Consider the following 23,232-nt stretch of genomic DNA (forward strand, 5'->3'; position numbering starts at 1 on the left):
GGCGTGATTTCAGCGGTGAGGAGCGCTCTGGCATCACCAGTGCGCCGCGCAGTGCGGCGAGTGCCCGCCGCCTGCTGGAGGTCGTGCGCGGTCACTGGCAGATTGAGAACGGCCTGCATGATCGTCGCGATGTCACGTGAGGCGGAGATGCCTCGCAGGTGCGCATGGGTCAGGCACCCCATATCCTCGCTTGCCTGAACAATGCCGTCTGCGCGTTGGCCGCCCGTGGCGGTCAGTCGAACCTGGCCGCGTTGCAGCGGTCGCTGGCAGCCGCCATCGACCGCCTCTTGTTCCGGGCCTGACTTTGCATCAGCCCTGCCCGGCAAGGGTGAACAGTTACGTGTTGGGGCTAGATCGGGTATACTTTGAAAGACGTTCCAAATCTGCAATCTGCAATGGTATGAGGGTTGCGCTTAGCGATGGAGTGAGTTCTGTGAGCCAGAAGAAGCCGACCTATCTGGAAGCCCTGACGCAGCGTGTGTTGATTTTTGATGGTGCGATGGGCACCAGTATTGATACCTACGATTTGACCGTTGAAGATTATGGTGGCGAACAAACCTTTGGCAATCGGGATTATCTGGTGATGACCCGCCCCGATGTGATCGGCGCGATCCATGCGTCGTTCCTTGAGGCCGGGGCCGATGTGCTCGAAACCTGTACCTTTCAGTCAACCCGTCTGCGCCTTGAGGAGTGGGGGCTTGGTGAACAGACCATCGAACTGAACCGCGCCGCTGCCGCTCTCGCTCGCTCGGTGGCCGACCGCTTCGAGGCCGCCGATGGGCGCCCGCGTTATGTCGCTGGCTCAATGGGGCCGACCGGCAAACTGCCCTCTTCCGATGATCCGGCGCTCTCGGATATTACGTTTGATGAACTGAGCGCGATCTTCTACGAGCAGGCCGTCGGGTTGATCCAGGGTGGCGTCGATCTCTTGCTGGTCGAGACGAGTGTGGATATTCTGGAGCTCAAGGCCGCGCTTGATGGCATTCGCCGCGCCAAGGCCGAGTTGCAACGCCCCGATGTCGCCGTCCAGTCCCAGGTCTTCCTCGATCTCTCCGGACGCATGTTGCTCGGCACTGATGTGCCGGCCCTGATTGCCACGCTTGAGGCAATGCCAACCGATGTGATCGGGCTCAATTGCTCGACTGGCCCCGAGCATATGCGTGCCGCCATTCAGTATATGACCGCTCACTCGCGCAAGCCGATCTCGTGCATTCCCAATGCCGGGTTGCCGATGGAGGTTGATGGGCAGACGGTCTATCCGATGACGCCGGAACCGTTTGCACGCATTCTCGGTGAGTTTGTTGATGAGTATGGCGTGGCGGTCATCGGTGGCTGCTGTGGCTCGACACCTGCTCATATCGCCGCTCTTCGTGCGGCAATCGGGCACGATCGTGCGCCAGCACCGCGTGAGATCGAGTATATCCCGAGTGTTTCGTCGGGTATTCGTGCCGCTGCGCTCAAGCAGGATCTGACGCTGACGATGATTGGCGAGCGGGTCAATACGCTCGGCTCGCGCAAGGTCAAGCGCTTGCTCATCAATGACGACTATGATGGCGTGCTCGAGGTCGCCCGCGAACAGGTTGATAGCGGCTCACATATGCTCGATGTCTGTGTCGCGATGACCGAACGTGCCGATGAGCGCGAACAGATGGTGAAGTTGCTCAAAAAGCTGACGATGAATGTGGAATTGCCGCTGGTCATTGACACCACCGAGCCCGATGTGCTCGAGGCTGCGCTGGCGATGTACCCCGGTCGCGCGATCGTCAATTCGGTGTCACTCGAGGGTGGACGCAGCCAGAAGTTTGATCAGGTGATGCCGCTCGTCGCCCGTTTCGGGGCCGCCACGGTTGCGATGACGATTGACGAGGAGGGCATGACCCACTCCCGCGAACGCAAGCTCGCCGTGGCCCAACGCCTTGCCCAGCTTGCCCAGGATGATTACGGGGTTCCCGCCGAGGCGCTCATCTTTGATGTGCTGACCTTCCCCATTACAACCGGCCAGGAAGAACTGCGCAATGCCGCCGTCGAGACGCTTGAGGGCATTCGCCTCGTCAAGACCCACATTCCGGGCTGCTTTACGACGCTTGGCGTCAGCAACCTGAGCTTTGGTGTGGCTGTCCATGCCCGCGCTGCGCTCAATTCGGTCTTCCTCTACCACGCGGTCGCGGCTGGCCTCGATACGGCAATTATTAATCCGGCTCACATAACTGCGTATGCCCAGATTCCTGAGCAAGAACGCCTGCTGTGCGAGGATCTGATCTTTAATCGCCGTGAGGACGCGCTGGCGCGCTTTATCAACTATTTCGAGCAGCATGGCAAGTCCAATGAGCAAGAGCGTGCCGATCCGACTGCCGACATGCATGTCGATCAACGCCTGCACTGGAAGATCCTCAATCGTAAAAAGGATGGCATCGAGGCTGATATTGACGAGGCGGTTGAGTTGCGCCTGCAGGTTCACGGGCTGAGCCTCAGCGATCCGCAGGTGCGCCTGAAGAATGCCGAGGGTTCGTCGCCCCAGGGCGTCGAAGCCGTGGCCGTGCTCAATAATGTGCTGCTTCCAGCGATGAAAGAGGTCGGCGATCTCTTTGGCACAGGTCAGTTGATCCTGCCGTTTGTGTTGCAAAGCGCGGAAGTGATGAAGAAGTCGGTCGCCCGCCTCGAACAGTACCTCGATAAACTCGAAGGCTCAACCAAGGGCAAGGTGGTGCTCGCAACCGTCTACGGCGATGTCCACGATATCGGCAAGAATCTCGTCAATACGATTTTGTCGAATAATGGCTATACCGTCTATGATCTGGGCAAGCAGGTGCCAATCAATACGATTATCGAGAAGGCGCTTGAGGTCGGTGCCGATGCGATTGGGCTGTCGGCGCTGCTCGTCAGTACCAGCAAGCAGATGCCGCTCTGTGTGCAGGAACTGCACAAGCGCGGGCTCAGTTTTCCGGTGCTTGTTGGTGGTGCGGCGATCAATAAACAGTATGGGCAACGGATCACCTTTGTTGGTGAAGAAGAGCCGTATGATGCTGGGGTTTTCTACTGCAAAGACGCCTTCGAGGGGCTTGAGACGATGGATCGGCTGAGCGACCCGGCCCAACGCGACGACTTTGTGCAGGCGACGCTCACCGCCGCCGCCGGGGTGCTCAACCAGCGCCAGACCGGACGAGTTGCGCTCGATGGGCTCGGCAAGGCGAGCATGACCAGTGCCGACGTGCGCTCGGCGGTGCGTACCGATATCCCCGTGCCAGTGCCGCCCTTCTGGGGGACCAAGGCGACGAACCGCATTCGCCTTGATGATGTCGTCGCTTGCCTCGATCGCAACGCCCTCTATCGGCTGCAATGGGGGGCCAAGAATGCCAAAGGTGCCGAGTGGGAGCAACTCAAAGGCGAGTTTGACCAGAAGGTGCGCGATCTCATGCGCGAGGCGACCCGCGACGGCTGGCTTGAACCACAGGTCGCCTACGGCTACTTCCCGGTGCAATCCTCGGGGCACGACCTGATCGTCTATGACCCGACCGACCGCTCCCGCGAACTGACGCGCTTTATCTTCCCGCGCCAACCCGCCCGCGAACGGCTCTGCCTCAGCGATTATTTCAAGAGCGTCGCCAGCGGTGACTATGATGTCGCCGCGTTCCAACTCGTGACGATGGGCCGCAAAGTGGACGACCTGACCGAGGCGTTGCAGCATCAAGGCGATTACAGCCGCAGCTACTACATTCACGGGCTCGCCGTCTCGCTCGCCGAAGCGCTGGCCGAGCATACGAATCGCCTCATCCGGCAGAGTCTCGGACTAGGCGAAGACCGGGGCAAACGCTACTCGTGGGGCTATCCCGCCTGCCCCGATCTCGCCGAGCACACCAAGCTCTTCCAAATTCTGCCCGCCGACCAGATCGGGTTGATGCTGACCGACGCCTTCCAACTGGTTCCCGAGCAATCGACGGCCGCGATCGTCATCCACCATCCTGAAGCGAAATACTTCAGCATCGGCAGCGCCCTCGAACGCGCCGAAGAGGATGTGGTCGAATAGGCATCGTAGCAGCGTGGGCGGGGCGCCCACGCTGCTACGATGCCTGCCTTGCAGGTAGTGCGTTTTTGTCGGGCGACGGCTGCGCGAAGGTTAAGCGTAGCACGGCAATCGCTGCCCCCCAGAGCACCCAGATCAGAATGGCGGGGCGCACCATCCCCCAGGTGACGGCATCAAAGATCCCGTGGACAAGCAGCGCAGCCTGGGCAGCAACGAGCCCGGCGGCAAAACCGGTGGCAAAGCGATCATCAGCGTCAATGGCGCGCTGAAAGGCATGCAACGCTGCGCCGATCACCACAAAGAGCGTCGCTAACCAGGCGAGCAACCCCGGGATGCCAAGATCTACGCCCACCTGCAGTACCAGATTATGCGCATGATCCTGCGCCGTCACCGTCTCAAACGGATAATACTGCTCCACGGCAGGGGCATAGAGCCCCATGCCCACGCCGGTGACCGGGAAATCACGGATCAAGCGGATCGCCCGATCCCAGATCTCTATCCGGGCAGGCAGATCGCGATCAGTCACGCGATCAACATCAGGAATCTGTGTCGAGATCAGTTCCCGATAGGGGATCTGATCGGGTGCCCCATAGACCTCAATCAGGCGGCCCTGGCCGACCATCACCACAAAGAAGAGCACGATCATGCCGGCAAAGACGAGGCGACGTGCATAGAGATAGAGCATCAGTAAGACGACCAGCGCCGCGCCAAACCCAAGTAACGCCCCGCGTGACTGGGTGAACAAGAGCATTGCGCCGATTGGGGACAGAATGGCCAGCCAGGGCAAACTCAGCCACCAGAGCCCCCGCAGGTTAAAGAAGAGCGGGGCCGCGATCACAGGGAAGAGCACCGCCAGATACCCTGCCATCACATTGGGATTGACACTATCTTCGAGCAACGGCGCGACCTCGGGTGGAATGCGCGCATTCAGGTAGTCGGCCACCACTGTCAGATCGATCTCGTAGGGCGTATCAGAAGGTTGGCCATACACTTCGGGGGGAATGAACGGCAACTTGGTTGACATCCATGTCACACTGATGGTCGCCCCAAGGGTCAACACCACCCCGGCGAGCATGATGCCAAAGGTAAGGATACCAAAGTGAAAATGGCTCACGGCCCAGTTGACCAGCGCATAAAAGAGGGCCATGCCAAGCAGCAGGCGCATCACCTGCACCTCTGTGATCGCAGGCTGTTCCGAGATCGTCAGGCTAAAGAGGGCCATCGAGGCGAGGGCTAGGATCGTGAGATCGGCGGGCGTGCGGACACTCGGCACCCCCAGGGCAAACCAGCGCAACGCGAGGCCCGCGAGGGCGACACCGAGCGCCAGCGGAAAGACCTGCTCGGTCGCGACACTAAGCGCGGCCACTGCCGCCACCGCAACAAAATCAAGACCGATAAGATGACGAGCGAGCCAGCGCAAAAAGGCGATCATACAGGTACTACTATTTGCCAATGCAAAATTGCGAGAAGATCAGATCGAGCAAATCGTCACCAACGCTCTCGCCGGTGATTTCACCAAGCGCATTGAGCGCTGCCAGCAGATCGCCACCGAGCAGGTCAGTGGGATCATTGGCGTCCCAGCCGGCCAAGGCGGCGGCCAGGTATTCATGGGCGCGGTGCAGGGCATCGTGATGCCTCGGATTGCTCACCAGGCGGGCTTCGCCGGCGGCAAGGGGCGCATGGCCCCCAAGGAGCACCTGGACAAGGCTTTGGACCAGGGTCTCAAGGCCTTCGCCGGTCGCCACTGACGTCGCGACGGTCGCCGCGAGGCGGGGATGCGCAAGGTGCGCGGCAATGCTGACCAGCGACGGCGCAGCAGGGTCTTGTTGGTCAAGCTTATTCCAGACAAGCAGCGTCGGCTTGTCGGCGGTCAGCCGGGCGATCAGCAGATCCTCATCTTCGACAGGGCGCGAGGCATCAACGACCAGCAAAGCGAGATCGGCCTGGGCGAGTGCCGCCCGTGAACGCTCAATGCCCAGCCGCTCAACGAGATCGTTACTCGCGTGAATGCCTGCGGTATCAATCAAGACCACCGGAATGCCGTTGAGATTAGCCGTCTCTTCGAGCGTATCGCGGGTCGTACCAGGTACCGGCGTCACAATCGCCCGGTCGCTGCGCAGCAACGCATTGAGCAGGCTCGATTTGCCGACGTTGGGTTGCCCAACAATCGCCACCCGCGCCCCGTGGCGATAGACCAGACCCTGGGACGCCCCTTGCAGCAACGAGGTGACGGTCTGAAGACTCGTGCGAAGGCGCGGCCCGATATCTTGTGGCTCAACCTCATCTTCGGGGAAATCAACGATCACGGTCACATAGGCAAGCAGGTCAAGCAACACCGCACGTACCGCCCGCACTTCACGAGCCAACCAACCCCCAAGTTGCGCCTGCGCCAGCGCCAGACCAGCGTCAGTCTGCGCCCGAATAACATCAAGCGTCGCCTCGGCCTGCGAAAGATCGATGCGCCCGTTGAGAAACGCTCGCAGCGTAAACTCACCGGGACGAGCGAGGCGCGCCCCGGCATCGAGGCAACCTTGCAACGTCTGTTGCACTGGCAACGGCCCCCCGTGGCACGAAAACTCAACCACATCTTCGCGAGTGAAACTCTGGGGCGCGCGCATCACCGCCACAAGCACCTCATCAATGACCAGGCCGCTTGTCGGATCGACCACATGCCCATACCGCAACCGATAGCTACGGAGCGGCCCGGGGCGCACCGGGCGAAAAAGACGGGACGCAAACGCAATCGCCTCGGGGCCACTCATACGCACCACCCCGAGGCCCCCCTCACCGGGTGGGGTCGCGATGGCTACGATTGTATCCTGTTCCATGCAACATCCTGCCGCAACGGGCCAATTCAACTACAACCCAGCCCATCTTTGCGCAGGTCATTGTAGCACACCCGGTTGGCGCACTGACACCGATCCCGTCGCGTCTTCTTCAATGTCTTTACGTCAAACAACCCACCTAACCGCCTTATACCTTGTTTGACAGTTTTCTAGGCCTCATGCTATACTTATAGGCGTTCTTGTGGTGCTTGTAGCTCAATGGCAGAGCGCCTGACTGTGGATCAGGAGGTTGCGGGTTCGAAACCCGTCAGGCACCCCACTTCCGTCACTTCCTCTCAAGACGGCACAAAAGACAACCGGAAAGGGTGTAACCCTTTCCGGTTGTCTTTTGTGCCGTGTGCGTGATGATTTCTCACCCCTTCAGTTTCGGTGCAAGGCGTAGCATGACGCTATGGGGGAAGCCTTGGTGGTTGTTTGCTACTGCGGGGTCTTTTATGCATATCGTTGTCTTAAGTACCCAGGATAACTATACGGTCGGTTTGCGGCGGGCGGCGGCTTCGATCAGTCGTGAGTATAGCCTCGAGGTGACGGTGGCGGTCTATATGGCTGCGGATCTCGCTGACCCTGAGCGCCGTGCCAGGATCGAGGCCGATCTCCAAAGGGCTGATTTTGTCCTTGGGGCGATGCTCTTTGGCGAGAGTTATGTGCGCCCCCTCGTGACGATGATTGAGCCATTGACCTGCCCCGTGGCGATCATTATGAGCAATCCCGCGCTCACAAAACTTACGCACCTCGGCAAGTTTAACCTTGGGAACAAGGGTGACGCCAACGACGGCCACGGCGGAATGATGCAGGCCCTCAAGCCCAAACACGGCCACGGTGAGGCCTCGCGTCAACTGAAGCTGGTCAAAAATCTTACCCGTATTCTGAAGTATTTACCAGGCCGCTTCCGCGATCTCCATAGCTATATTGTGTTGCATCAATTCTGGGTACACAATAGTCCCGAAAATTTGCAGCGCATGCTCTGTCTGCTGATCGAGCGCTATGTGCCCGGTATGAAGGGGCGCCTGCCCGTCGAGGAGCCCTACCTCTATCCGGATGTCGCGCTGTGGCATCCCGACGCGCCGGCCCCTTTCCCTGATCTCAAAAGTTACCAGAAGTGGCGCAAACAGCGTCGTCAGAAACTCGACAAAGGCATCGTTGGCCTGCTCTCGCTGCGTGTCATTGCGCTCTGTGATAACGTTGCGCATCTGAGTGCGCTGATCCGCGCACTTGAGGCCCGGGGCATCGAGGCGCGCCTCGCCTATACCGCAACCCTCGATAATCGGCCTGCGCTCGAGGCTTTTTTTCACGAGCGTGCCCCGGCAAGCAAGAAGGGTGGTTTTTTTAGTGCGGGGCATCACGCTGCCTCCACCCCGGCGAAACCGGCGACCGTCGATCTCCTGGTGACCACCTCGGGCTTTTCGCTCGCCGGTGGCATGGCGCAGAGCCGCCCCGCCGAGGCGCGGGCCGCGCTTGAGGCGCTTGATGTACCCTTTTTGCAGACGATCCCGCTCGTCTTTCAGCGCGTCGAGGGGTGGGAACAGGACGAGCGCGGCCTGAGTCCGATGCACCTGGCAATGAATGTTGCCCTCGCCGAACTCGAAGGCGCCGCCGAGCCGCTGGTCTACGGTGGGCCGTCGGGTGAGTCGGGGGTGGCCGTACCCATCCCCGCCCAGATCGAGCGTTTTGCCGACCGGGTGGCGCGACGCCTGCGCCTCGCCCATACCCCTAATGCCGCCAAAAAGGTGGGCCTCGTGCTCTTTAACTATCCGCCCAACCTCGGTAGCATCGGTACCGCCGCCTATCTCGATGTTTTTGCGAGCGTCTTCCGGCTCCTCCAGACGATGCAGACCGAAGGCTATACCGTCGATCTGCCGGAAGATGCCGAAGCGCTACGACGGATGGTGGTCGAGGGCAATGCGCTTGTCCACGGCACTGATGCGAATGTTGGTGCCATGCTGAATGTGGAGGAGTACCGCCGCCTCTTTCCCGAGTATGTTGCGATCGAGCCGCACTGGGGCCAGGCCCCCGGTGAGCTGCTCAGCGATGGCAAACGCCTCTTTATCCAGGGGCGGCAGTTTGGCAATGTTTTCATCGGTATCCAGCCGACTTTTGGCTACGAGCGCGATCCGATGCGGATGTTGATGGCTCGCGATGCGTCACCGCATCACGGCTTTGCGGCCTTTTATACCTGGCTTGACCGGGTCTTTGGGGCCGATGCGGTGGTGCATATCGGTACGCACGGGGCGCTCGAATTTATGCCTGGCAAACAGGCTGGCCTCGGGCCTACCTGCTGGCCGACCCGCTTGCTCGGCAATCTGCCCAATATCTACTACTACTGCGTCAATAATCCTAGTGAAGGCACGATTGCCAAACGACGCGGGGCCGCTACGCTCGTGAGTTACCTCGTGCCACCGGTGCAACAGGCCGGTCTCTACAAAGGCTTGCTGCAACTCAAGGATAGCCTGGAGAGCTATCGTACCAAACCCGATCAGAACCTACTCGCAAGCATTGTCGCCCAGGCCGAACGCATCGGTCTGCGGACACCAGAAGATGAGATGCTTGCCGACGAGGAGGCCGCAGCCTATCTCGCGGCCCTGAGCCACGAACTGCTCCAGGTTGAGCAGCGCCTCATCCCGGTGGGGCTGCATGTGCTCGGCAAGCCGCCGGCGGGCGAGGAACTGGTTGATATCCTGAACCTTGTGGCGACCTTTCAACGCCCCGCTGGGGCCGCAACGCTGCCCGAGCAGGTGGCGCAGGCGCTGGGGTTGGAGTATGCCGCCCTCCGCGAACGCATCGCGCACGATGTTGAGGCGCAAGCGCAGTGGCGCACGATCGACGATGTGTGTCGCAAGACGATCCAACAACTGGTTGAAGCAGGCCCGGACGCAGCCGAACGGGTGTTGAGCAGCGACGTCAACCTCGCCTCCACCAACCTCACGGCGCTCTGGGCTATGCTCAACGACCTACTCGCCCGCCTGCGTACCGAAGGCGAGCTTGCCGGCCTGATGCGAGCGCTCGGCAATGGCTACATCCCGCCCTCACCCGGCAATGATGTCGTGCGCAACCCTGATGTCGTGCCCACCGGCCGCAACATCCACGGGCTCGACCCGTACCGGATGCCGTCGGAAGCGGCCCAGGTCACCGGCACCGCCTGTGTCGAGGAACTGCTCGCCAACGTCGTCCAGAGCGAAGGAAGCCTACCGGAAACCGTGGCCCTCGTGCTCTGGGGCACCGACAACATCAAGACCGGCGGCGAAGGCGTCGCGCAGGCGCTGGCCCTGCTTGGGGCGCGGGCCATCAGCGACGAACTCGGCAAAATTGCCGACGTCACGCTCATTCCCCTCGCAGAACTGGGCCGCCCGCGGATCGACGTGGTCTGCACGGTCAGCGGCATCTTCCGCGACCTGATGGCGCACCAGGCGATGCTCATTGACAAAGCGGCCCGCCTCGCCGCCACCGCCGACGAGCCACTCAACGCCAATTTTGTGCGCAAACACGCCCTGGCGCAGGCCGCCACGCTCGGCATCGCACTGGAAGAAGCCGCCGCCCGCGTCTTCTCGAATGCCCCCGGTAGCTACGGGGCGAATGTCAACCACGTCGTCGAGCAGAGCACCTGGGAAGACGACGCTCAACTCGGCGAAGTCTTCCTCGAACGCAAAGGCTTTGCGATGACGCCGAGTGGCGAATGGCGCGAGGCCCGCCCCTTGCTCGAACAGACCCTCGGCACCGTCCAGGCTACCTTCCAGAACATCGATAGCGTCGAGACCGGCATCTCGGATGTTGATCACTACTACGAATACCTAGGGGGCGTCACCAAGAGTGTCGAGAAACTCACGGGGATCCGCCCAACCGTGATGGTCGCCGAAGTCGAAGCCTTCAGCGGGCCAGGGAGTGGCCGAGTACGCCCACTTGCGCAAATGGTACGGCTCGAAAGCCGGGCCAAACTGCTCAACCCAAAATGGTTCGAGGGCATGCTGGCGCACGGCTACGAAGGTGCGCACGAAATCGAAATCCGCCTGAGCAACACCTACGGCTGGAGTGCCACGGCCGACGCGGTTGATGGCTGGGTCTACCAGGGGTTTGCCGAAACCTACCTGCTCGACGAGGCGATGCGCGAGCGGCTCGCTCGGCTCAACCCGCAGGCCACCGCCGGCATGGCACGTCGGCTACTCGAAGCGAGTGAACGCGGCTTCTGGGAGACCGACGAAGCCACGCTCGATCAACTGCGCGGCATCTACGCCGACCTCGAAGATCGCCTCGAAGGTGTCACCGGATAGCAGCAGGATCGGCCAACTCAACCAGCGTCATTGGTTGTGTTGGCCGATTTTTATGTCAACTGCGGAAGAAATCAACAACGGAACTACGCTCTTCTTCACTTGGCATCAACTCGATAAAGGTAATGCGATGCCAGGGAAAGATGACCGCCTGCACGCCTGCAGCCAGGTAAGGTACCGGCTTGCCGTCGCGGCGACGCATATTCGAGACCTTTATAAAGAGATCGGTTGGTTGAGGTTCATCATCAAGATCGGCAAGAATCGGATCTTCGCCAGTCAAGTGGAGGATGACGGTCTTGGCCACACCCTGCTCCTATTCAAGCGCAAAGCGCACGGTCAATGTTCCAAACAGTAATTCGTCACCGGAATGCAATCTGGTCGGCACCTGAGGAGGAAGCCGTCGGCCATTCACAAATGTCCCATTGGCACTCGCCAGATCCTCAAGGGTATACTCGGCACCCCGGCGCACCAGCAGCGCATGGCTACGCGAAACCCCGGCGTCAAGGCCGCCATCAAGGCTAAGATCAACTTCGGGATCAATGCCACGTTCAGGATCTTTGCGCCCAATCAAGAACTGGGTCGCCTGACCTGGCTCGATGCGCCGCCCGCTCGGACCGACGAACAGCACCAGCGTACGCTGCGCTGCGCGTACCGATGCCCGCGTTGAGCCACCCGCAGCCTGGTTGGAGGCGACCGTTCGATTCATCGCTGGCGTTGCCGACCGCAACATCACCGCTTCGAGCAGACTTGCCCCGCACTCCGAGCAAAAGATTGTCCCATCAAGTTGTTGCGCACGGCAGTTTGAGCATTGTTGCATCGATGCCTCCAGTGCATCACTTGGTATCGTCAGGTGATCCCATCAACCCGCGGGTTCCATACTTAATCCGCTTCCGCCCCTCCGCGCTCGCCTCCCCAGACTCAGCCAGACGGGTGGCTTCCTCCTGCACTGTACGGGCCAGGTCAAGTTCGCCCGCTTCAAGCAGGCGCGAGCCAGCCATCTGCAAGCGTTGGCTGGCGAGGGTCGCATTGCCCTGTTCAGCCTGTTGCCATGCGTTGGCCTGCAGGCGATAGGCCACCAACCGTTCCAGCCACTGTTTGACCGTCGCATTCACTTCATAGGGCACCGTATCGGCCTTGCGTACACTCATCCGCAAGACCAGTTGGGCCTGCTGATCCTTGAGGCTCAAACCAGGCAAATTGTAGGTGATGCGCAGGCGCAATAACGGATGATCGCCCAGCCGCAAAACAGGGACAACAATCTCCAACAAGAGCGCCTGCGGTTCGGTATTGGGCCAATCACCAAGCGATGCTGTCCAGACATGCTCGTGGTCTTCACTGATCGGCACCGAGGTAAGATAAGGGCGCACCCGGTCGAGCGAACGCAAGAGCGCCCCCGGACGCAACTCAACTTGAAAGCGGAGATCCTGGGCAAAGATCGAGGACATCCGCTTGACCTCATCGGCAAAGACCTGGCTAATCTGCGTTGCCGACGTAATGTACTGGGTACGGCTATTCTCACGAGCGGCGATGGTCTCGAGCAGATCCTCATTCCACTCGGTGCCAATACCCATCGCGGTCACACCAATGCCGCGATCCTGTGCGCGGCGGGCCAACTCAACACAACGTCCCTCATCGCCATAGGTACGGCCATCCGTCAAAAGCAGAATCCGACTGACGCCCTGCAGCATCACCGGCTTCTGAACCTCCTGGAGGGCCATTGCCATACCCGTTGCCATCTCGGTTCCACCGGCGGCTTCAATCCGATTCACCGCCTGCTTGAGTTCCTGCTTGTTGCGTACACGCTGTGTATTGACGACCACATCGGCGCGGTCATTGAAGGTGACGAGGCTAAAATAGTCATCCTCACTCAACAGATCAATAATGCGAGCAACACCCTCTTTCACCTGTTGCAATCGTTCACCACGCATTGAAGAACTGCGATCGATAACCAGACAAAGATTCAGTGACAATTTCAAGAGTGGGGCTGTACCGCCGAGTGCATGCATATCGAGCAACGCATAGATCAGTTGTGGCTCGGTACTTTCGGGAAGAACCGCACGACTGAGGGTTGCCTCAAGCTGAATCACATTGCTCATAGTGCATCTACTTTCGGCAAGGTCACCACAACAGCCGAGATATTATCTTCCCCACCAGCCTGATTCGCCTGGTCAATCAACGCCTGACACGCCTGGTGGGGCCACACACTGGCCTGAAGCGTCGCAGCGATCGTTGCATCATCAAGCATCCCCCAGAGCCCATCGGAACAGAGGAGCAGATGAGAGCTTGTCGCAAGCGGTTGATAGAGAAAATCAACCCTGACCTCGGACAATTGCCCAATCGTACGATAGAGTTGATTGCGCAACGGATGGTCACGGGCCGCCTCAAGGTCAAGTTGACCAAGCTCGATCAAACGTCCCACCGCCGAATGATCGGTCGTCAACTGGCACAACCCTTCTGGCCCGTAGAGATACGCCCGCGTATCGCCTACGTGGGCAAGATAGAGCCCAGAACCAACGAGCAACGCAGCGGTACAGGTTGTCCCCATATCCGTCCCGAGACGACGAGCCTCAGACCAGATCAACTGATTTGCGGCTTCCAGAGAACCAATCAGCAGCGGCTGGATCGCCTCACTCATCTGGTCATCAAGAATCGGCATCACCAACCGGCTGAGCATATGCTGAACAACGGTGCGGACTGCGAGGCGACTCGCAATTTCACCACCCTCGTGGCCGCCCATCCCATCAGCCACCAGAAAGAGCCCGACCGCGACATCACCGCCTTCACGGGGCAAGGTCAACAACAGCGCAAACACACTGTCCTGGTTGATCGCACGGATCTGGCCAATATCACGCAACGCCGTTGCCGCAAGGCCCTGTGGGAGAGGAGGAGAGGCATTCATGGGCTACGCCTTCAATGCATACAGATTATAATCAAGCGAACCAATATAGACGATCCCATCGTGGATAAAGGGCGATGAAACAACGGCGGCCTCGGTCTTGTATTTCCAGATCAACGTACCATTGTTGGCGTCTACACAATAGACATAGCCATCCACCCCACCCACATAGACACGACCGTTGGCGACGCGTGGTGAAGAGGTAATCTGATTTCCGACTTCGAATTTCCAGGCAACGCGGCCGGTTTTCACATCCAACGCATAGAGCATCCCATCAACACCGCCGACAAAAACCCGTGTCCCCGCAACATACGGCGAAGAGTTCACATAGTGGCCAGTACGAAACCGCCAGGCTGGCCACCCACCTGCGGCATCCAGGCCATAGATATTCTGATCAAGCGAGCCAACGATCACCAGGCCTTCCGCGAAGACTGGTGACGAACGCACCGGCTGCTGCGTCCGTTGCTTCCAGCGCACCGCCCCACTCCGGGCATCAAGGGCATAGACACAGCCATCATCACCGCCGATGAAAATAAGGTCATCATGAATACATGCCGATGAACGAATCGGATTCCAGGTACGATATTTCCAGATGATTGAACCACGGAGGCCGTCAATGGCATAGACATGCTGATCGTCCGAGCCAACAAAGACAACGCGATCCTCAACCCGCGGCGAAGAGCGAATGGGCTTGTCGGTACGGTACGTCCAGCGCAACGCCCCCCGGCGCACATCAAGGCAATAGACGCCACCATCCTCCGAGCCAATAATAACATTATCGTCCCAGACGGCTGGAGAAGAATTAATCCCGCCTTCGGTAGCATATTTCCAGCGAAATTCACCTCGCCTAGCGTCAACGGCGTACATATTGGTATCGTAGCAGCCGATAAAAACCGTCCCTGCGCTGACACAGGGCGACGAACGCAACTCATCTTCGCAGGTGAATTTCCAGACTAGCTCGGTCTGGGCCGCCGCCTTGATCACGGCTGGCATCGTGGGCACCACAACCCGTTCACCCGCCACAACCCCCGGGATCGCCATCAGCGCCTGCTTCATCTCTTCCGCGCTCTGCCAACGTGCCTCCATCTCATACTCAAGCGCCTTCACAACAATCTGTTCCATCTCGGGAGAGATCTTTGGATTGAGCTGGCGCATGGGCCGATCCTGGAACGTAAATGGCGTCTCGAGGCGCGGATCCGAAGTAGTCAACAGGTGGTGAAGTGTCGCCCCGAGGGCATACAGATCGCCGACGGGCTCGGCAAGACCACGATACTGCTCGGGTGGCGAATAGCCCTCGGTGCCAATCATCGTCCCTTTGCGATCGCTGCGATTCAAATTACGGGCAATCCCAAAGTCAATCAGCACAATGCGCTCGTTGCTATCCACCATCACATTCGATGGCTTCATATCCCGAAAGACGATTGTTTCGGGCTGATGGTGGTGGATATAGTGCAGCACATCGCAGATCTGGATCGCCCAGCGTGCGACACGAAGCTCATCAAGCGGACCACGAGCTTCATCAAGCACGGCTTCAAGGTCTTTGCCGTCAATCAGCTCCAACACCAGATAGACGCGATTATGCTCTTCAAAAAAGTCGTAGACTTTGGGAATCGCTGGATGCTGCAGCGTTGCCAGCAGGCCCGCCTCACGCTGAAAATTCTTCAAATTGAGCAAGCGCGTATGGGAATCGGAGGCTGACTGCGACATCTCTTTGATCGCACAGTAACGCGCCACATCTTTGAAACGCAGATCGCGGCCACGATAGACCACACTCATACCGCCAATGCCAAGCGGCGCAATGATCTGATAACGCTCTTGCAGCGTATTTCCAGGCGACAGCATATGCATCGGTGCTTCGGCTGTGTCCTGGCTAGACTGATCGACTGGTGCAGGTTGCGGCTGGCCAAGATTGATACGCGTATCGCCACCTTGCGCCACATCTGTCGGCAAGTTATCGATAGCTTCCGCTGGTTGAGCGGGTTGTTCGTGCGATGACGAAGAGGCGAGTCCTCGGGTGCCGACTTTTTTTATCAGTCCCATACTGTTCCTCGCTGATTGGCAGAGGGAGGGTGGCCAAAAAGCTATTCGGGCCACCCATGGCGCGTGCTTGTGTCTATTATAGTGACACGAGGGCAAAGAGGCAATGCATATTGGGTGTTGGCTGCATATTTGGGGGGGGCTACGCCTTTTCAGACAGCCTCTTAGATCGGGTGAAGGCCGGGAAAATCCAGGCCCTCGGCTTCGGCAAATCCGGCCATCAGGTTCATGCATTGAACGGCACTGCCTGCCGCCCCTTTCATCAGGTTATCGAGGGCACAGATGCTGACGATGCGCCCGGTTGCCTCATCAAGCGTAAAGCCAAGATCAGCAAAATTGCTCCCCGCCAGGATCTTTGGTTCAGGATAACGATAGATGCCCTGGCGCTCTTTGACAATCCGCACAAACGGCTGCGTCGCCGCAAAGGCCCGGTACGCTTGCCAGAGATCTTTTTCGGTGACGGGACGATTCGCAAAAACATGCGCCGTGGCGAGCGCACCGCGCACCAGTTCAACCGAGGTAACCGAGAGATGGACATTGGTCAGGCCCGTGATCATCTCGACCTCGGCGGTGTGACGATGGCCCACCGGGGCAAACGAACGCACAGCACCAGCGCGCTCGGGGTGGTGACTACTATCACTCGACGTGGCCCCTCCCTCAGACGAACCAACTTTGATCTCGACGATCACGGGGCGCTGCTCGTCCACCAACCCGGCCTGCACCAGTGGCAACAGGGCCAGGTTGGTCGCCGTCGCATTGCAGCCGACCCCGCTGGCATAGTTCACGCCCCGCAGCGCCTCACGACTCACTTCGGGCAAGCCATAGACAAAGCGGTCGAGCCAGGCCGGGGCCGGGTGTTCTTCGCGATACCAGCGGGCATAGAGCGCCGGGTCGCGCAGGCGAAAATCCGCCGAGCAGTCGATCAGCCTGGGGGCCAGCCCCGCGTACCGCTCGATCGCCTGCGCTGCCTCGCCATGAGGCAGCGCAAGAAAGAGGAGATCGCACGGTTCAAGTCGATCAGGATGCACAAACTGCACTTTGCTGCGTCCACGCAAGTTGGGATGCACTTGATGAAGGTAACGGCCCGCGTTACGCCCGCTCGTCGCCTGGATCACCGCCACTTCGGGGTGCCATAAGAGCAAGCGGAGCAGTTCGCCACCGACATAGCCACTTGCCCCTACGACACTCACGCGCAAGGTCATACGCTTGCTCCTCGCCCGACAGCCACCACATAGTCAATGATCCGCGCCGGGATATCAACCCCGGTCGTCTCAATTGAATTGCGGAATTCCATCGTATAGTTGACTTCATTCACGAGCAAGCGACCATCACCGGTCTCCAACAGATCGATCGCCACGACCCCGCCGCCAACGGCATGCGCCGCACGCACACTCAAGTCGGCAATTTCAGGCGTGACCGGGCAATTGGTCGCAATGCCGCCGCGGGCGGTATTGGTAATCCAGTGCTCGCTGGCCCGATAAATCGCCCCGATGCACTCATCACCCACGACAAACGAGCGAATATCGCGCCCCGGTTTGTCAATATATTCCTGAATATAGAAGATCGAGTGCTGATAATTGCCCAGCACATCCCGATGCTCGAGAACGGCCTCGGCAGCATCACGATCATTAATCTTGCTGACCATGCGGCCCCACGAACCAACGACGGGCTTGAGCACCACCGGATAGCCCATCGCTTCGATGGCCGCGATAGCACTCTCGGGGGTAAAGGCGAGACGACAACCCGGCGTCGGCACTTCGGCATGCACCAGCGCCTGCGTGGTCAGCATCTTGTCGCCACAGACCGTGGCAACATGAAAGGTATTGACGGTCGGCACACCGGCGTCGTTCAACAACTTGAGCATATAGACAGCCCGGCTATGCTGAATACAGCGCTCGAGCACAACATCATACGGATACTCGCGTTGATGCAGGTCAAAGATCTGCTCGCGATCGTCAATGCGGGTATACGCCAGCCCGCGCCGCTCTAATTCGCCAAAGAGTAACTTCTCTTCGGCCCGAATCCGTGAACATAACACCCCGATACGCATACGAGATTCTCCTTGCAAAATTGCCTCCCTGGCGGTTATTCGCCCCAGTCTTCTTCGACCTCGGGGGCCAGGGCCAGCGTCGGCGGATCGAGGCTGATCACCTCAAGCTCGGCCCCACACTCGGGACAAACCACAATCTCACTCGTCATCGTATCCGCAGGCAGTTCCACCGTTGCACCACACTCAGGACAGATTGCTTCCATGATCTCCTCATTCATCGCTAGAAAAACCGGAGCCCGACACCAGGCCCCTCAAGAACAATACGACCTACAATAAGCTCATCACCGCTTCCGTCACCAGCTCAGTCCGCGCTGTCCCGCCCAGATCAGGGGTATGCGGGCCATCGTGCTGCACCTGCCGGATGGCGTTGTGCAGCCGCGTTGCTTGCTCACGATAGCCTTGCCGAACCAGCAACAAGGCCACACAGGTGATGGCCGCCAGGGGATTGGCGATGCCCTGACCAGCAATGTCAGGTGCCGCCCCGTGAACCGGCTCGAAGAGCGCCTGGCGATCACCAAGATTGGACGAGGCGGCCAGGCCAAGCCCGCCGCCGTGGATGCAGGCCACATCCGAAAGGATGTCGCCAAAAAGATTGGTTGTCACCACCACATCAAAGCGTTCCGGACTCTGCGCAAGGCGCATCGCCGCGACATCAACCAGTTGCTCTTCGATGACCAGGTCGGGAAAGGCTCGCGTTACCTCCAGCGCGGTTTCCCGAAAGAGCCCATCACTCACCCGCAAGACATTGGCTTTATGGACGATCGTCACCCGTCCTGGGCGACCCCGCTCGCTGGCACGCTGCCGCGCCAGTTCACACGCGATCTGTACAATGCGCTGGCTGGCTCGACGGGTCACCACCCGCTCGGCAATCGCCGTAGCCCCCTCATCCTCCAGCCGCTCACGGCCAGCATAGAGGCCCTCGGTATTTTCGCGCACCACCACCAGATCGACGGGCGTACGGCCTGGCAGCCCAACCACTGGGCGAATATTAGCATAGAGATCGAGTTCACGGCGCAACTGGACAATCGGGCTCCGATAGCCCGGCACGCTATGACTCGGCGAGGCCACCGCACCAAAAAGGATCGCATCAGCCGCACGCGCCGCCGCGAGCGTTGCCCCAGGTAACGCCGTCCCTTGCTGCTCAAAAGTGGCCCAACCTGCGTCAGCCTCGTGCAACACCACCTCGGGCACCAGGGTTTGCAGCACACGCACGGCAGCCCCAAGCACCTCGGGTCCAATACCATCACCAGGGATCACACAAATCTGCATAGGATGCTTCCCGCCACTTACCTGGCCTCACCAGGAAAGCGCCCATACTGACGATAGAACGGCACAATGCCTCCGGCAGCCCAGACATCGCGCAAAAAGGCTGGTGGCGGGGGCAACTGAATGTGCTGACCCTCATCCGTGACGATCACACCCTCTTCGAGCCGCAACTCGACCTCTTGCCCATCGCGCAGGGTTGACGTCAGATCGGCCGTAAAACAGGGAATGCCCAGATTGAGCGCATTGCGAAAAAAGATGCGCGCAAAGAGCGGGGCCACAATCGCGCCCACACCAACCAGACGCAACGCGAGTGGCGCATACTCACGCGAACTGCCACACCCAAAATTATTGCCAGCAACAATCAGATCCCCCGGCTGCACCCCCGGCGCAAAATCGGGCCGGTGCTCGACAAACGGATAGTTGCGCAGATCGGCTTCGTTCTTGAGCATATAGGGCGCATACCGTCCCGGCACAATCTGATCGGTATTGATATCCTGACCAAAGATCCAGACCCGAGCCATCACGATCTCCTTTTCTTCTCTGCCTTGGCTGCTGATACACCCTCGTCTTCGAGACTGTCTGAAAAGGGTGTCAGCATCGTTCGCCACCACGTGGTGAGCCCTTGGAGTGCCGGCTTTAGCCGGCTAATTAGTGTGTAACCTAAGTTCTCTGGTGTCGTTCGCCGACGACGAATGGGGGCCACGAAGAAACGAATATGTGCGTCACCAAGCCCCTATTCGTGGTCGGCGGTGCTACCGGGAAACTTACGTTACACACTACTAATTGGTCTTTCGGTAGATAATCCGGCATACGCGACACGGGCGAGACCTTCTTTGCAAGGTATTGGTCTTAGACCTGCGACGGAAGACTCGCCTCGACCTCCTGAGGATGGGTAAGATAGCCGGTCAAGGCCGTTGCGGCGGCCACTTCGGGCGAGGCCAAGTAAATATTGGCCTGCGGGCTCCCCATCCGTCCGCGGAAATTGCGGTTGCCGGTAAAGAGACACACCTCATCGGGGGCCAGGACGCCCATGTGACGGCCAATGCATGCGCCGCAGCCAGGCGTGCCAATCGTTGCCCCGGCCTCAAGCAGCGTCATCAGGGTGCCATCGGCGGTAGCGCGTTGCAGCGCCTGGGCGCTTGCAGGAACCACGAGCATACGCATGCCAGGGGCCAGCCGACGACCGCGCAGAATACGTGCGGCGGCGGCCATATCTTCGTAATGCCCGTTCGTACACGTGCCAAGGTAGACCACATCAATCGCAACACGGCCAAGTTCGCTCAAATCGGCAACATTATCAACTGTATGTGGGGCACTGATCTGCGGCTCGAGGCGATCCAGGTCAACCGTCAGCACCTGGCTATAGCGGGCACCCGCTTGTACCTGCAAAAAGTCGGGCTGCAAGGCAGAACGACGCACCTCGGCGCGGGCCGACGGCAGGATCGCGCCAGGTTCAGCAAAGACCGGGGGCACAAGACCCGCCTTGGCCCCGACCTCAATCGAGAGCGTCGCAAGCGTCATTCGCTCCATAATCGACAAAAACTCCACCCCGTGCCACTCGACGGCCGCATAAGTTGCGCCATCGGCCCGCAACCGACGAGCGGCATACAACGCCAGGTCTTTGGCACTCACCCCGGGGCGAAAGCGACCCTCGGCGCGCACAAGAACTGTCTCGGGCACGCGGAACCAGGTACGCCCGGTCGCCGCCGCAAGCGCAATATCGGTGGTACCCATACCCGTGCCAAAAGCGGCGACACAGCCATAGGCGGTACTATGGCTATCACTGCCGACAATCACCATCCCGGGGCGCGCCAGACCCTCTTCGACCAGCACCGGATGCGAAATGCCACGTCCCACATCAAAGAGATGGCGGATGCCCTGACTCTTCACCCAGCGGCGCACGTCGGCCTGCTTCTCGGCTGTCTGCACACTTGCTGCCGGGGCAACATGGTCAATCACCACCGCCACCCGTTCAGGATCCCAGACCCGTTCTGCCCCCAACTCCTCGTGCAACACCCGAATAATGCTCGGCGAAAGGCTATCGTGCATCATCACGAGATCCACATCAACCGTCACCACCTCGCCTGCCATCACCGTGCGCCCCGCTGCCCGGCTCAAGATCTGCTCACTCAACGTCTGCATCAGGCTACTCCGCATATTCATAGAGAATTTCATCAACGGTGGTACTATTCAATTCGTGCTCATCACCGATCGTCTTGATCCGCGTAGCAGCCTGACGGGCGGCTGGCTCGCTGAGGTAGATACCCAACTCGCGGGCGCGTTCGGCCACCGCGTGCCAACCAACCAGGCGATGGGCGACCGCAACCGTGCGCGCACGTCCAAAGCGCGCCGGGTCAAGCACCTCGTAGCTCCGCGGATCATTGATCACCGCCTTGGTATGCAGGCCGGCCTTGTGATGGAACGCGAAGGGACTGGAAATCGGAGCATCAAAGGGCACCGTCACCCCAACCATCTCGGCAACCATCCGATCAAGTTCGGGCAACATTGCCACCTCGTAGTGAGCAACCATCTGCGGATCGAGCGAGGCCATACGGGCGACCATGCCGGCAAGCGACGCAATGCCATTGCGTTCACCAATGCCAAGCACCGTCACATCGAGGTGCGTTGCGCCACCTTCGAACGCACAGAAGGCATTGGCAACGGCGCAGCCAGCATCATTGTGACCGTGAAACTCGATATCACAATTCACCGCAGCGCGCACCTGCGCAACCGTCGTATAGACCTGACGCGGGGTAGCAATGCCGACCGTATCCGCGAGGCCAACCCGGTGTACCCCGAGTTCGGCGACCGCCTGATAGACCCGCAGCAGACTAGGGAGATCGGTGCGGAAGGTATCCTCAGCTGAGAAGCGAATTTCAACGGGAAACTGACGGAGGTACGCAATCACCACCCGCGCCTCCTCGACAATCTGGTCGAGGCTCCGGCCATGGCTAGCCTGGCGCAGTGGTTCAGAAGTAGCATAGAGCAAATGGACAGCCTGGGCGCCATGTTCAATGGCAAGGCGAGCATCATCAAGGTGGCAGCGCACGTGGGTTGCAATGCGAGCGCGCAAACCACGGCGGGCAATCACTTCGAGATCGCGGGCACTCTGCGGCGAAGCAGCGGGCGAAGTCAATTCGATATACTCGACCCCAAAGGCATCAAGAGCCTCGGCAATCGCGAGGCGCTGACTGCTACTAAAGTGGGCAGTCGCAAACTGCTCACCCTCGCGCAGCGTCGTATCAACCAGCAACGGCCGATCATGCGACTGCATAGAATGTGCTTCCTTGTCTCAGTTGACAGGCTCCAAACAACTCCGGGCGGCGATAGCGTGGCGTATAGGCAACGGCAGACGGCTTGAACTGTTTCACAGGCTTCTCCTTCAAGAAGACACAAAAAACCCGGCGCACCATCGGTCTGGTGCGCCGGGCCTACACTTCCACTCGCGTGCAGGCGGTGCTAACCAGACCGGAAGGCTGGCTTCTTCACCCGCTTGAGCTGCTTTGTGAAGTTGAGGGACATTGGCACAAACATACTTTCTTGAGCGCGACGATCAACACACCGCGAGAGGATAGCACAGATATGGAGGATTGTCAACGTACCCAAAAGACGAGCGTAGGGCAATTGCATCATACGAAACCGGATACAACAAGACGCGCTCTTTGGCCGCATGTGCATGCCCCCAGCGGCGCAAACGTGCGAGCGGGGGGGCCTGGCGGGGGCCCCTCGCAGGCCCGGCGACACCCGCAAAGGGGGCACCCGCCAGGGGGGCACTTTTGCGGGTAGGTTTTTCAGATAATGTGCGGGTCATGACCATTTCTGCTACGATTATGGTAACAAACACCGATCGTAGAAAG

Annotated in this window: 16 protein-coding genes and 1 tRNA gene; 3 read left to right on the top strand and 14 right to left on the bottom strand. The window is 59.6% G+C overall.

The features are described from left to right. The first annotated feature begins 400 nt into the window (after window positions 1–400). Window positions 401–4,024: a methionine synthase gene (gene metH / locus A9Q02_RS21000; RefSeq protein ID WP_097655036.1), complete on the top strand. Its 3,624-nt coding sequence runs from the start codon at window positions 401–403 to the stop codon at window positions 4,022–4,024. A 34-nt stretch (window positions 4,025–4,058) separates the two neighbouring features. Here the strand turns inward: metH and A9Q02_RS21005 are convergent, their stop codons facing one another. Next, window positions 4,059–5,453, bottom strand: a complete 1,395-nt coding sequence (locus tag A9Q02_RS21005; protein WP_097655037.1) for an O-antigen ligase family protein — start codon at window positions 5,451–5,453, stop codon at window positions 4,059–4,061. Window positions 5,454–5,463: 10 nt separating this feature from the next. Continuing rightward, on the bottom strand, window positions 5,464–6,849 hold the full coding sequence (mnmE, locus tag A9Q02_RS21010; RefSeq protein WP_097655038.1) for a tRNA uridine-5-carboxymethylaminomethyl(34) synthesis GTPase MnmE: 1,386 nt from the start codon (window positions 6,847–6,849) through the stop codon (window positions 5,464–5,466). A gap of 202 nt (window positions 6,850–7,051) precedes the next feature. Between mnmE and A9Q02_RS21015 the strand changes: the two genes are divergently transcribed. Next, a tRNA-His gene (locus tag A9Q02_RS21015) sits at window positions 7,052–7,126 on the top strand. Window positions 7,127–7,301: 175 nt separating this feature from the next. Further along, on the top strand, window positions 7,302–11,129 hold the full coding sequence (locus A9Q02_RS21020; RefSeq protein WP_097655039.1) for a magnesium chelatase subunit H: 3,828 nt from the start codon (window positions 7,302–7,304) through the stop codon (window positions 11,127–11,129). Window positions 11,130–11,184: 55 nt separating this feature from the next. Here A9Q02_RS21020 and A9Q02_RS21025 read toward each other — a convergent pair whose 3' ends face one another. The 12 genes from A9Q02_RS21025 to lysS form a co-directional block, all read right to left on the bottom strand. After that, window positions 11,185–11,430, bottom strand: coding sequence for a hypothetical protein (locus A9Q02_RS21025; RefSeq protein ID WP_097655040.1), 246 nt, complete (start codon window positions 11,428–11,430; stop codon window positions 11,185–11,187). Between the two features lie 9 nt (window positions 11,431–11,439). Then, on the bottom strand, window positions 11,440–11,943 hold the full coding sequence (locus A9Q02_RS21030; protein ID WP_097655041.1) for an FHA domain-containing protein: 504 nt from the start codon (window positions 11,941–11,943) through the stop codon (window positions 11,440–11,442). Window positions 11,944–11,959: 16 nt separating this feature from the next. Continuing rightward, window positions 11,960–13,222 carry a VWA domain-containing protein gene (locus A9Q02_RS21035; RefSeq protein ID WP_097655042.1) on the bottom strand — a complete coding sequence of 421 codons (1,263 nt, stop codon included), beginning with the start codon at window positions 13,220–13,222 and terminating at the stop codon, window positions 11,960–11,962. Next, window positions 13,219–14,025: a PP2C family protein-serine/threonine phosphatase gene (locus A9Q02_RS21040; protein ID WP_097655043.1), complete on the bottom strand. Its 807-nt coding sequence runs from the start codon at window positions 14,023–14,025 to the stop codon at window positions 13,219–13,221. Before A9Q02_RS21040 ends, A9Q02_RS21035 begins: the two co-directional genes overlap by 4 nt. A 3-nt stretch (window positions 14,026–14,028) precedes the next feature. Next, on the bottom strand, window positions 14,029–16,062 hold the full coding sequence (locus tag A9Q02_RS21045) for a beta-alanine-activating enzyme beta-propeller domain-containing protein (RefSeq protein ID WP_097655044.1): 2,034 nt from the start codon (window positions 16,060–16,062) through the stop codon (window positions 14,029–14,031). A 161-nt stretch (window positions 16,063–16,223) separates the two neighbouring features. Beyond that, entirely contained in the window at window positions 16,224–17,261 is a 1,038-nt protein-coding gene (argC, locus tag A9Q02_RS21050) for an N-acetyl-gamma-glutamyl-phosphate reductase (RefSeq protein WP_097655045.1), read from the bottom strand. Beyond that, window positions 17,258–18,109: a lysine biosynthesis protein LysX gene (gene lysX, locus A9Q02_RS21055; protein WP_097655046.1), complete on the bottom strand. Its 852-nt coding sequence runs from the start codon at window positions 18,107–18,109 to the stop codon at window positions 17,258–17,260. Before lysX ends, argC begins: the two co-directional genes overlap by 4 nt. A 35-nt stretch (window positions 18,110–18,144) precedes the next feature. Then, entirely contained in the window at window positions 18,145–18,312 is a 168-nt protein-coding gene (gene lysW, locus A9Q02_RS21060) for a lysine biosynthesis protein LysW (protein ID WP_097655047.1), read from the bottom strand. Window positions 18,313–18,376: 64 nt separating this feature from the next. Then, window positions 18,377–19,378 carry an isocitrate/isopropylmalate dehydrogenase family protein gene (locus A9Q02_RS21065; protein WP_097655048.1) on the bottom strand — a complete coding sequence of 334 codons (1,002 nt, stop codon included), beginning with the start codon at window positions 19,376–19,378 and terminating at the stop codon, window positions 18,377–18,379. A gap of 17 nt (window positions 19,379–19,395) precedes the next feature. After that, the gene (locus tag A9Q02_RS21070) at window positions 19,396–19,896 is read right to left on the bottom strand and encodes a LeuD/DmdB family oxidoreductase small subunit (RefSeq protein ID WP_097655049.1); all 501 of its coding nucleotides are present in this window, start codon (window positions 19,894–19,896) and stop codon (window positions 19,396–19,398) included. A 328-nt stretch (window positions 19,897–20,224) separates the two neighbouring features. Beyond that, window positions 20,225–21,517 carry a 3-isopropylmalate dehydratase large subunit gene (locus A9Q02_RS21075; RefSeq protein ID WP_097655051.1) on the bottom strand — a complete coding sequence of 431 codons (1,293 nt, stop codon included), beginning with the start codon at window positions 21,515–21,517 and terminating at the stop codon, window positions 20,225–20,227. Between the two features lie 4 nt (window positions 21,518–21,521). After that, window positions 21,522–22,649 (bottom strand): homocitrate synthase, encoded by a 1,128-nt coding sequence (gene lysS / locus A9Q02_RS21080; protein ID WP_097655050.1) that lies wholly within the window; start codon window positions 22,647–22,649, stop codon window positions 21,522–21,524. Between the last annotated feature and the right edge of the window lie 583 nt (window positions 22,650–23,232).

Origin of the sequence: Candidatus Chloroploca asiatica (genome assembly GCF_002532075.1) — a bacterium.
GTDB classification, from domain to species: Bacteria; Chloroflexota; Chloroflexia; order Chloroflexales; family Chloroflexaceae; genus Chloroploca; species Chloroploca asiatica.